Annotated in this window: 11 protein-coding genes; 2 read left to right on the top strand and 9 right to left on the bottom strand. The window is 65.1% G+C overall.

Going from position 1 to position 10270, the window contains the following annotated elements; all coding sequences use genetic code 11:
* Positions 1–119: 119 nt before the first annotated feature.
* The 6 genes from TZ53_RS16330 to recO form a co-directional block, all read right to left on the bottom strand.
* Entirely contained in the window at positions 120–824 is a 705-nt protein-coding gene (locus TZ53_RS16330) for a tetratricopeptide repeat protein (protein ID WP_044663104.1), read from the bottom strand.
* A 143-nt stretch (positions 825–967) separates the two neighbouring features.
* Complete coding sequence (locus TZ53_RS16325; RefSeq protein WP_044661964.1) at positions 968–1759, bottom strand: LysR family transcriptional regulator; 792 nt, start codon at positions 1757–1759, stop codon at positions 968–970.
* Positions 1756–2154, bottom strand: coding sequence for a Co2+/Mg2+ efflux protein ApaG (gene apaG / locus TZ53_RS16320; protein ID WP_025546552.1), 399 nt, complete (start codon positions 2152–2154; stop codon positions 1756–1758). The genes TZ53_RS16325 and apaG overlap by 4 nt, the downstream gene beginning before the upstream one ends.
* Positions 2155–2187: 33 nt before the next feature.
* Entirely contained in the window at positions 2188–3396 is a 1209-nt protein-coding gene (gene metZ / locus TZ53_RS16315; protein WP_044661963.1) for an O-succinylhomoserine sulfhydrylase, read from the bottom strand.
* Positions 3397–3406: 10 nt separating this feature from the next.
* The gene (gene leuB / locus TZ53_RS16310; protein ID WP_044661962.1) at positions 3407–4453 is read right to left on the bottom strand and encodes a 3-isopropylmalate dehydrogenase; all 1047 of its coding nucleotides are present in this window, start codon (positions 4451–4453) and stop codon (positions 3407–3409) included.
* Between the two features lie 110 nt (positions 4454–4563).
* A complete protein-coding gene (gene recO, locus TZ53_RS16305) occupies positions 4564–5298 on the bottom strand; it encodes a DNA repair protein RecO (protein WP_044661961.1) in 735 nt (244 codons plus the stop codon).
* Between the two features lie 210 nt (positions 5299–5508).
* Between recO and TZ53_RS16300 the strand changes: the two genes are divergently transcribed.
* Together TZ53_RS16300 and TZ53_RS16295 are read left to right on the top strand one after the other, a co-directional pair.
* Positions 5509–7194, top strand: coding sequence for a sensor histidine kinase (locus TZ53_RS16300; RefSeq protein ID WP_229742637.1), 1686 nt, complete (start codon positions 5509–5511; stop codon positions 7192–7194).
* The gene (locus TZ53_RS16295; RefSeq protein WP_044661959.1) at positions 7191–7850 is read left to right on the top strand and encodes a response regulator; all 660 of its coding nucleotides are present in this window, start codon (positions 7191–7193) and stop codon (positions 7848–7850) included. The genes TZ53_RS16300 and TZ53_RS16295 overlap by 4 nt, the downstream gene beginning before the upstream one ends.
* Before the next feature lie 306 nt (positions 7851–8156).
* On the opposite strand, the gene TZ53_RS16290 is transcribed toward TZ53_RS16295, so the two are convergent.
* Genes TZ53_RS16290 through TZ53_RS16280 form a run of 3 tightly spaced genes read right to left on the bottom strand, consistent with a single transcriptional unit; the run spans position 8157 to position 10248 of the window.
* Positions 8157–8678, bottom strand: coding sequence for an A24 family peptidase (locus tag TZ53_RS16290; RefSeq protein ID WP_229742625.1), 522 nt, complete (start codon positions 8676–8678; stop codon positions 8157–8159).
* Positions 8678–9490: a tetratricopeptide repeat protein gene (locus tag TZ53_RS16285; protein WP_025546540.1), complete on the bottom strand. Its 813-nt coding sequence runs from the start codon at positions 9488–9490 to the stop codon at positions 8678–8680. The genes TZ53_RS16290 and TZ53_RS16285 overlap by 1 nt, the downstream gene beginning before the upstream one ends.
* Positions 9487–10248, bottom strand: coding sequence for a tetratricopeptide repeat protein (locus TZ53_RS16280; RefSeq protein WP_229742622.1), 762 nt, complete (start codon positions 10246–10248; stop codon positions 9487–9489). The genes TZ53_RS16285 and TZ53_RS16280 overlap by 4 nt, the downstream gene beginning before the upstream one ends.
* Between the last annotated feature and the right edge of the window lie 22 nt (positions 10249–10270).

Below are 10270 nucleotides of genomic sequence, written 5' to 3'. Positions count from 1 at the left end.
AACCCCCCTCCGACAGGAATCAGGAATAGCGGCTATGGCGGTTTTAACAATTAACCCGATGACTTATATCCAAGGATAATTTCTCAAGACACGATGAAGAAAGACAAGGACATCCGTCCTCAAGGACCGGATTCTCTTGTTGCCTCCAACCCGTCGGACGGAGCTTTTTCCACATCATTTTCATGCATGGCTGCCGGAGACATTGAGGTTACTGGTCCGTCCGCGTTCATCGCACCGTTCGCGACGACCCCGGACGGTTGCGTGGGCGCGGCGGCGGCGATAAGCGGCGCGGGTCTGGGCATGGCGGCCAGTATCTGTTCCATCCGCCGGCTGCGCGCACTGCCCGATCCGGTCGTCCGCCGAAAGCTGGCCATCGCATAATCGGCCAATGGCTCCGCCGCATCGTAGCGTTTGCGCGCGATGTAGAAATCGACGAGATTTTCCACGGCAAGCTGGGTATTGGGGTCGTCCTCTCCCCGCGTTCGCAAATAGCTGTCGAACACGCGCCGGTAGAGGCCTTCCGCCTCGCGATAGCGACCGGTCGACTCCAGTTGCAGCGCGAGATCGTTGGCGGAGATAAGCGTGCGCGGATCGTCCGCGCCGAACAACTCATCGGCGAGCGCCAGCCCCCTGCGCGCGGGATCGACGCCGTCGGCCGGATTGCCGGACGCATAGGCCGCCTGGGATGCGGCCACCAGCTTGCGCCACTCCTTTTCGCGCGCCTCGGTAACATCGGGGACATAGGGGGCCTGCGCATGCAACGGCGGCGCGAGGCAGAGCAGCAAAGCGCCCCGCAATATCCAGCCCCTGTTGCCGCCGGTCATGGCCATCCTCCCCGCGCTAAGCCTTCCCTATACCAGGCTATGCGCGACAGGATTAAGAAAGTGCAAGCGCGACGTGCAGCCCGCTCGTCTGAGGCGCGAGAAGAAATCTACGCCGGAGCAAGTTCGACATGACGGATGAGCACTTACCCCGTCAGCGCCTCGACCAAAGCCTTGACCTTCTTCTGCCGCCATTGCGGCAAGGGCGCGATCAGCCAGTAGGCGAGCGGGGACGGCGCAGCGTCGCCCACCTGCCGGATGCGCCCTGCGTCAATATCCGCCTGTGCCAGCAGGAACGGCACGCAGGCATGGCCGAAGCCATGGGCCGCTGCCTCTATCGCCAGCCCCGCATCGGCCACGCGGATCGTCGCCGGCGCGTCCCCCTTCGGGCAGCCGGGCCATTCGATGCGATGGTCAGGGCCGCCTTCCGTCGCTTCCACTGTGACGAAGGCCGCTTCGCCCAGCTTGATGCCTTCATTCTCGCCCGGCCCCTCGGCCAGTCGCAAGGCGAGGTCGAGATTGGCTTCGGTGAAGTCCAGCGTCTCGTCCGCCGCGACCAATGCGAATTTGAGGTCGGGCTGGCTTGCGGCATAGCCCGCAAGGCGCGGCTGGAGCCATTTGGCGGTGATGTCGCGCGGCGCGGCGATGGTGAGGGAACTGCTGGACTGGCCAGCCTGCATGGCGCGCACCGCTTCCTCAAACTCCAGGAAACCGGCGCGAAGGGCCGCAAGGCCTGCCTCGGTTTCGGGAGTGAGTTCCAGCCCCTTGGGCGTGCGGCGGAACAGGACGACCCCCAGCAGGTCCTCCAGCGCCCGGATCTGTTGGCCCACGGCCGCAGGCGTCACCGCCAGCTCGTCCGCCGCGCGGGTGAAGGACAGATGCCGCGCCGCCGCATCCAGCACGCGCAGGCCGTTGAGCGGCAAATGGGTACGCTTCATTCAGCCACCGCCGGCGCGATCAGCGCGAAATGCGGGATCGCGATGTCGAACGTCTCGCCGCTCGCGCCGATCATATGATAATGCCCCTTCATCGATCCCGTCGGCGTGTTGAGCGGGCAACCCGACACATAGTCGTAGCTCTTGCCCGGCTGCACCACTGGCTGTTCCCCCACGACGCCGTCTCCATCGACCCGATGCTGCGTGCCCCGTCCATCGGTTATGATCCAGTGACGGGTCAGCAGTTGCACCGGCTGGTCCCCGTCATTCTCTATGCGGATATGATAGGCCCAGAACCAGCGGCCCCGGTCCGGCTCCGACTGTTCGGGCAGGAAGGTGACGGCGACGTGCACGTTGATGTCGCGCGTCGTCGCATGGAAGGGGAAAAGTGCGTTCACGGCTTAAGAAATGCGCCTTTCACCCCTCTTCCGTCAACGCCCTATCGACTTCAGGGCGCGATCCAGATCCTCGATCACATCGTCCGGGTCTTCCAGCCCGACGTTGAGGCGCAGCATATCCTCGGTAATGCCCACCTCCAGCCGCGCCGCTTCCGCCATGCCATAATGGGTGGTGGAGGCCGGATGCGTCATCAGCGAGCGCGAGTCACCGATATTGTTGCTGATGTCGACCAGTTCGAGGCCGTTGAGCAGGCCGTGCGCCTCCGCCCGGCCGCCGCCGACATAGAGCGAGAAGATGGGACCGGCCATCGCCATCTGCTTCATGGCCAGGGCATGCTGCGGATGGCTTTCGAGGCCCGGATAGAGCACCTTCGCCACCCGGCCTTCGAGGAATTCAGCAACCTTCAGCGCATTCTCGCTCTGGCGGCGGATGCGCAGATCCAGCGTCTCCAGACCCTTCAGCACGACCCAGGCGTTGAACGCGGCCAGCGTCGGCCCGGTGTTGCGGTGGAAGGGCAGCAGCGTGTTGAGGATGAAATCCTCCGTGCCGCAGATCGCGCCCGCGAGGACGCGGCCCTGCCCGTCCATCATCTTGGTCGCGCTATAGGCCACCACGTCCGCGCCGAACTCCATCGGCCGCTGGAGCGCGGGCGTGGCGAAGGCATTGTCGACGACGCTGGTGATGCCGTGCGCCTTCGCGATGCCGCAGATCGCGGCAAGGTCCGCCACGTCCATGGTCGGATTGGCCGGGGTCTCGAAGAAGAAGACCTTGGTGTTGGGCCGCACCGCCGCTTCCCACGCCGCATTGTCGGTCGCGTCGACAGTGGTCGTCTCGATCCCGAATTTCGGCAGCAGCGTATCGGTCAGCCAGCGGCAGGAGCCGAACAGCGCCTTGCCCGCGACGACATGGTCGCCCGCCGACAACTGGCACAGCAGCGCCGCCGTCATCGCCGCCATGCCGGTCGCGGTGGCGCGGCAGGCTTCGGCGCCTTCCAGCAGGGCGATGCGCTGTTCCAGCATCTCCACCGTCGGGTTCTGGAGGCGCGAATAGGTCATGCCCTCCTGTTCCCCGGCGAAGCGCGCCGCGGCGTCCTCCGCCCGGTCGTAGCTGTAACCGCTGGTCAGGAACAGCGCCTCGGACGTCTCGCCATATTCGGTACGGGCGCTGCCGCCACGCACCGCCAGAGTGGCCGGACGCCAGTTCCGGGTGATTTCGGGATTCTGCCCGCTCTTGCGCTTCATTTTCTTACCCTCAGATCAAAGCCGCGAGCACGGCATCGCCCATTTCGACCGTGCTCATCGTGCCGCCCAGATCGAAGCTGCGGGCGCCATCGGCCAGCGCCTTGGCCACGGCGGCCTCGATGCGGTCGGCCTGTTCCGGCAGGTTCAGCGAGTAGCGCAGCATCATGCCCGCCGACAGGACCGTTGCCAGCGGATTGGCCTTGCCCTGCCCGGCGATGTCGGGCGCGGAACCGTGGATCGGCTCGTACAGGCCCTGGTTGCTGTCGTTGAGCGTGGCCGAAGCCAGCATGCCGATCGAACCCACGCACATGCTCGCCTGATCGGACAGGATGTCCCCAAACATGTTGCCGGTGACGATGACGTCGAACTGACCGGGATTGCGCACCAGCTGCATCGCGGCATTGTCGACATACATGTGGCTGAGCGCCACGTCGGGATAGTCCGCCGACACCTCTATCACCACGTCGCGCCAGAGCTGGCTCGTCTCCAGCACATTGGCCTTGTCCACCGAGCAGAGCTTGCCCCGGCGGGCGCGCGCCGCCTGGAAGCCCTGATGCGCGATCTTGCGCACCTGTTCCTCATTATAGGACATGATGTCATAGCCTTCGCGCAGGCCCTCGGGCGTCTTGCGCATGCCCTTTTCACCGAAATAGACGTCGCCATTGGTCTCGCGCACGATCAGCAGGTCGATGGCGCTCGCCACCTCCTGCTTGAGCGCGGAGGCGTCGGCCAGTTCGGGGAAGACCTTGGCCGGGCGCAGGTTGGAGAAGAGGCCCAGTTCCTTGCGCAGGCCGAGGATCGCCTGTTCCGGGCGCAGATGGCGCTCCAGCGAGTCGCAATCGGGATCGCCCACCGCGCCGAACAGGATCGCGTCGGCGCGCTTGGCCAGTTCCAGCGTCTCGGGCGGCAGCGGATGGCCCACCGCCTTGTAAGCCGCGCCGCCGACCAGCCCTTCCTCATAGGTGATGCCGGGGATCGCCAGCGCGTCCAGCACGCGCTTCGCCTGCGCGACGATCTCGGGACCGATACCGTCTCCGGGGAACAGGGCGATCAACATGGGCAACTCCTTCAAACGCGTGGCTGCCCCTTATGAAGCCGCCGCCGCCAGCGCAAGCATTTAGGCGAGGGGAGAAGGAGGCGCGGCGCAGGAACACCGACCGCCAAAATTCAGGCAACCGCTCTTTTAAGCCTGTCCACCAGGCGCTCCCGCGCCGCGAGGACGTCGACGCGCCAGTCGGTAAGGACGGACCGTTCGAGAAAGAAGCCCGTCAGCCGCAGCCCGTCCAATAAGGCGGGCCAGTCCCCTGCCCCGCCCTCCAGCAGGAAAGCGGGCAAGGGCAACAGCCGGTCCTCATAGCCGACGGCCCCCGCCCGGCTGACCGCCGCCGCGCTGCGAGGGCTGACATAGGCCAGATCCTCATTCCCGCCGGTCGCCGCGCAACGGCTAAGGTCCAGCCCAAAGCCCAATTCCGCCAGCAACAGCAATTCATAGCGGATGAGCGCCACCGCCCAGCCCCGCGCAGCCGGCGCCGCCTCCACGGCGCCCAGCACGCCGTCCAGCGCCTGATGGAGCGCGGGATAGGGCGTCCCTTCCGGCAGAGCCACGGCGGTGAGCGCGCAGACCCAATCGATCGCGGCCGCGGGCAACGGCTCCGCCAGAAGCGGGGCGCGGCTGTGCTCCAGTTCGACCGTCAGCCCGGCCAGTTGCTCCTCCGTCCGGGCGCGGAATTCGGCCTTGACGGTATTGCCCGGCAACAGGACGGGGCGCAACTGGCGCGAACGCCCCCCCCGCACATAGCCGGCCAGCAGGCCATGGCCGGGCGTCAGAAGACGCGCGATCGCCCCATGTTCGCCATGGGGCCGCAACGCGCAGACCAGGGCCGGGGTGATCAGCGTCGCCATGCCCCCTCCATATCGGCCAACGGCCCGGGGCGCCATCCATGACCTTTCGCAGCCCAACTGTCCCGAAATCGCGCAAAATCGCCGTACAGGGCCCTTCTGCCTTTTGATATATGTTGCTTTTCGATCAGGTCATGCGCACAATTATCGGCGGGGACTTGTCGGGGGACAAATTTCGCCATGTATCATATGCCCTTGGCGTCATCTTCCGTGATGGACCGCCTGGTGCTTTGGCTGGGACGTTCACCGACGCTGGGTTTCGCCATATCCCGCGTCGCCTTTTCCGCTGCGGCGACGTGGCAGATCGAAGCAATGTTCAGCAACGAGCCGGATTTTGCCCGCACGGCATTGCTGTTGAAGGCAGCCGTGTGGACGTGGACGGCGATCAGCATCGCGCAGAATTCGCTCACGCCGCCTTTGGGCCTGCTGCTGCGGCCCATCTTCCTGATATTCGACTTGATCGCCTTCCTCACGGTCATCGTGCTGTGCGAACCCTTGCAGATCGCGGCGCTGGGCTGCCTGTTCTTCGTCGCCTGGTCCGCATCCGACCGGTTCGGACGCGGCGCGGTCCTCATCCTGGGGATTTGCCTGATCTTCGCCTTCATCGCGCGGGGATATTATGAAAGCTGGGCCTCGGCCCGCCATGTGCCGGCGGTGGACCGCGCGATCGACAGCCTGACCATCGTCATCGGCTGCGTCATCGCTGCCTCCATGTTGAGCATGAACATATTGGAGCGGCGGCTGATAAGCTGGTCGGAACGGCTACAGGGCGTCGGCCTTTCCTTCCAGAAGTCGCTGGCGCAATTTCTGGTGGAGCAGGTCTCCCAATTGATGAACTCCCGCTATTGCGCGTTCGTGTGGGAGATGATGGACGATACCGCCGTCCATTGCGAACTGTACGATGTCGACGGCGTGCGTCACCTCGCCCTGCCGCAGAAGCAGATCGACGGCCTGTCCAACGTGACGCCGCGGGAGGCGCCCTTCCTCTATTCCACCCAGTCGCCGCGGATGCTGCTGCGCAGCCGCCTCGGCATATTGCGGAACGAGCGCGCGCCGGACCTGATCGACAGCATATCGGACGTGTTCGGCCCCGGGCAGGGCGCTAGCATCCATATCCAGGCGGGGGAACTGCGCGGCCGGCTGTTCATCGGGACCAGCCATGGCTGGTCGCCCGCCGTTCTGCTGCGCTGCCTGCGCATACAGGAGGGGATAGACCTTTTCCTCGAACGCCATTTCTTCTTCCTCGCCTGGCGCCAGCGGACCTTTGCCGAGGCGCGTCAGGCGCTGAGCCGCGATCTGCACGACAGCGTGCTGCAGACATTGGCGGCGCTGCGCGTCAGACTCGCGACGACGATCCACGGCCTGTCGGATGCCGCCGTTCCGGACCAGTTGGCGGAACTCAGGTCGATGGAGGAACTGGTGACGGCGGAACAGGCGCATCTGCGCCGGCTGCTCAGCCAGCAAAGTCCGGTGTCGGCCGAAACCGATGTGGACCTTGGCCGCGAAGTCGAACGCTGCTGCCGCTTCATCGCCCTGCAATGGGCGATCGATTGCCGCCTGAACCTGGCCGAACGCTCCATGACCGTGTCGGCCGAAACGGCGGCGGAGGTCGAATATCTGATCCGCGAAGCCGCGGCCAATGCGGTCAAGCACGCCCATGCGCGCCACATCACCGTGTCGATCGCGCAGGTCGACGACGAGATATTGATCGCGCTGAAGGACAATCCCGGACCGCAGGCGGTCGCCCGCGAAAACTATACCGGCGACTTCGAACTCCAGTCGCAATCAATCATGAAGCGGCTGGGCAAGATCGGCGGAACGGCATATTTTCATAATCTGAGCATGAATTCACTGATCTCGATCAGATTACCCTCCTCCTTACCAAGGTCTCCGATATGATGACCCAGATTGCGATAGTCGACGATCATCCGATCTTCCTGGACGGCATGGCGCAGTTCCTGAACTCCCACGGCCATGACATATTGTTCTGCGCCCGCTCGGTCGAAGAAGCGCTGGAGCGGATGCAGGCCGGCGAACCGGACCTGCTGATCCTGGACGTCAGCATGAAGAGTGGCGGCGGCCTTGCGATCCTGTCCGCCATCCGCAACAGCGGCAGCACCGTGCCGGTCATCTTCATGACCGTGCATATCCGCCCTGAACAGACGCTGGAAGCGATCAAGCTGGGCGTCGACGGAGTGGTGCTGAAGGACAGCGATCCCAACGACCTGCTAAGCTGCATCCAGCAGGTCATGAGCGGCAACAAGAGCATCGCCCCCTTCGTCATGGAACAGGCGCTGGTGCACAGCATTTCCGCGCCCGCCAGCGAAGCCAATGTGCTTGCGGTGCTGACGGAGCGGGAACTGGAGATCGCCGGCCTGATCCGCGCCGGCCTGCGCAACCGCGAAATAGCGAGCCGGTGCGGCCTCACCGAAGGCACGGTGAAGGTGCACCTGCACAGCATCTTCCAGAAGCTCAACATCAAGTCGCGCTCGGAACTGATCATCATGATGATGTCGATGGACAGTGAAATGCCCGCCGTAGGGATGGAGCATTGAGCGGCTGTTTGGCGGCGAGATAGCAGAAAGCGGATCGTCTGCTTTCCCTTGCGGCGTCGCGTGCTCCCGCACTGGCTGGAATTCAATCCCGCCGCCAGCATGTCATCGCACCGGTTGAACTGAGATTGCACGAGCCACTCGATCAATTCGGGTGCCTGCGCAGGCGCATAATGGCGCCAACCGGCCGAAAGGCGAGCCGGAAACGCCATCATGCCCTGTATCCGGATCACCCGACACCCCTCGGCCTGGGCTTGCCGAATGGCTCAACCCGGACCCGATGCGCGATCCGATTCAACCCACGATGCGCTAACTCAGCCCGTGCACGAAATCCGGCAGACGCGCCACGCCGCTGGGATTGGGTCCGGCCATATAAAGCGCCATGATCGTGCCCAGCGCAATCGCCACGCCATAGGGAATCGGCCCTTTCTTGCCGAACAGCGCAATGGACGAACCTTCCCGCACGCTCTGCGGCACCAGCCGCCGGCCGGCCATCAGCACCAGCGCCAGCACACCGCCCCCGACGGTGACATAGACGATCCAGGGAATCACCCCCGCCCAGTCGAACCACAGCGCACAGGCCGTCATCAGCTTGACGTCCCCACCGCCCATCGCGCGTATGGCGAACAGACCGCATCCCACCGCGAACATGCCCAGGAAAACGGTGCCGTTCCGCCAGATGTCATTTTCCCACCCCGCCACAGCGACCCAGACCGCATAAAGCCCGACAACCAGCAGGGGGAAGATATTGGATATGCGCAGCCGGGCCATATCCTCCACCGCCGCCGCGATGAGGACGAGCGAAACGGCAAGCAGCACCAGATCCTTCATCACTTCTCCGTGGTCTTCAAGGTGTCGAGCGCAGCCGCGGCTTCGGGCACGAAACTGTCGGCTTCGGTCACGGCACGGCTGAGATAGGCCTGCGCCTTCGGCAGATCGCCCATCCGCATCGCCACCTGCCCGGCATTATTGAGCCGGCGCGCCCACTCATCGGCGGTGTCGGCAGGCCGGCGGCTGATGTCCTGTCCCGCCATCACATAGGCCGTATCGCCATTCGCGATCACCCGCGCATCGTCCGGTGCGCTTTCGCGCGCCTTGTCGAAGATCACCGCCGCCTTCTCCGCCTTGCCCTGCTTGAGCAGCGACAGTCCGTAATTGTTGAGGACCTGGGAAGGCTTGTCGGTGAGTTGGAACGCCCGCTCATAAGCCGCATTGCTCAACGCCCAGGACTGCGCCTGGTCATAGGCCACGCCCAGCGCATTCCATGAGCGCCAGCGACCGTCGCAATCGGCCACAGCCAGGCGCAACGGCTCGAGCGCCTCCTGCGACCGGCCGAGGCGCAGCAGGGCGATCCCCCTCCCCTCATCGACGCGGCAGTTGTTGAGGCCACTTCGTTCCAGCGCGGTGAAACGCGCCAGCGCCTCCTCATCCCGCCGCTTTTCGAGCGCCATGCGCGCATCCGCAATCTCTATCGCTTGCAGGTCGCCCGATTGCGCACCAGCCCGCCATTGGCTCAACATCGCATCCGCCTGGATGATCCGCCCGCCATCTATCGCCTCGTCCACCAGCCGGGCATAGTCCAGCGGCGGCGGCACCGCCCCGGCGGATGGCGCCGCAACCGCCAGCAGCAGCGCCCCGATCATCCCCGAGCGCCTTTCCGGTCGGGCCGCACCATGCTCTTCCACAAGCGCTCGAACAGACCGTCATAAGCGGGCTTTGCTTCTTCGCGTGCAGCCAGATTGGGCAAAGCCGCCGCATCCGGCCTGCCTACGGCGATGATGGGGGCCGTCAGTTCGGGCCGGGCCTGCGTTTCGGCCACGGTGACGATCCGGGTCGTCAGCTGCGGGTTGGTGCGTGCCGCCGGTGCCGCTGCCTCCATCGTCCGCAACCGCACCTCGCCCAAGGAAAGGCGTTCCAACTCGACGCCCGCGACCGGCGCCGGGCGCGCGGCCGGCGCAGCCGAAGCCAGTTGAGCCAGCGTCGGACGAGCAACGACAGCCGTACCCGCCTGCGCCGCGCCGGCCTGGGCGAGCAGCGCATCGGCCTCGCCTTTCAGGCCTTGCGCCGACAGGCTCCGCGCGAAGTTGCGCGCGATGCGGGCATCTTCCGGCGCCCGCGACAGGGCCAGTTCGAAATATTCCCGCGCCAGATCATGCCGCCCCATGGCCGCGTAGCTGATCGCCACCCCGTTCAGGCCGTGCGCATCGGTCGGATCGTTGCGCACTGCGCGGCGGAAGGCATCCAGCGCCAGCGCATATTCCCCCCGCGAAAACAGCAGGTCTCCCCGCGCCAGCGCATCCTGCGCCGGTCCGGCAGGCTGCTGATTGACGGGCCTTATCGAAAGGACGCCCTTTTGCGGCCCGCTGCACGCTGTCGTCGCCATGATGAGAGCGACTGCCATTATCCCTTTGTTCATGGTCCCC

The organism is Sphingobium sp. YBL2, from assembly GCF_000943805.1.
In the GTDB taxonomy this organism is placed as follows: domain Bacteria; phylum Pseudomonadota; class Alphaproteobacteria; order Sphingomonadales; family Sphingomonadaceae; genus Sphingobium; species Sphingobium fuliginis.
The sequence above is the reverse complement of the archived record's forward strand: the minus strand, read 5'-3'. Positions and strand labels throughout refer to the sequence as shown.

What these genes read in the sequence shown, in the direction of transcription:
- metZ (WP_044661963.1), bottom strand. Translation starts at nt 3,396, where the DNA reads ATGAAGCGCAAGAGCGGGCAGAATCCCGAAATCACCCGGAACTGGCGT.
- TZ53_RS16325 (WP_044661964.1), bottom strand. Translation starts at nt 1,759, where the DNA reads ATGAAGCGTACCCATTTGCCGCTCAACGGCCTGCGCGTGCTGGATGCG.
- TZ53_RS16280 (WP_229742622.1), bottom strand. Translation starts at nt 10,248, where the DNA reads ATGGCAGTCGCTCTCATCATGGCGACGACAGCGTGCAGCGGGCCGCAA.
- leuB (WP_044661962.1), bottom strand. Translation starts at nt 4,453, where the DNA reads ATGTTGATCGCCCTGTTCCCCGGAGACGGTATCGGTCCCGAGATCGTC.
- TZ53_RS16295 (WP_044661959.1), top strand. Translation starts at nt 7,191, where the DNA reads ATGATGACCCAGATTGCGATAGTCGACGATCATCCGATCTTCCTGGAC.
- TZ53_RS16300 (WP_229742637.1), top strand. Translation starts at nt 5,509, where the DNA reads ATGGACCGCCTGGTGCTTTGGCTGGGACGTTCACCGACGCTGGGTTTC.
- recO (WP_044661961.1), bottom strand. Translation starts at nt 5,298, where the DNA reads ATGGCGACGCTGATCACCCCGGCCCTGGTCTGCGCGTTGCGGCCCCAT.
- TZ53_RS16290 (WP_229742625.1), bottom strand. Translation starts at nt 8,678, where the DNA reads ATGAAGGATCTGGTGCTGCTTGCCGTTTCGCTCGTCCTCATCGCGGCG.
- TZ53_RS16285 (WP_025546540.1), bottom strand. Translation starts at nt 9,490, where the DNA reads ATGATCGGGGCGCTGCTGCTGGCGGTTGCGGCGCCATCCGCCGGGGCG.
- TZ53_RS16330 (WP_044663104.1), bottom strand. Translation starts at nt 824, where the DNA reads ATGACCGGCGGCAACAGGGGCTGGATATTGCGGGGCGCTTTGCTGCTC.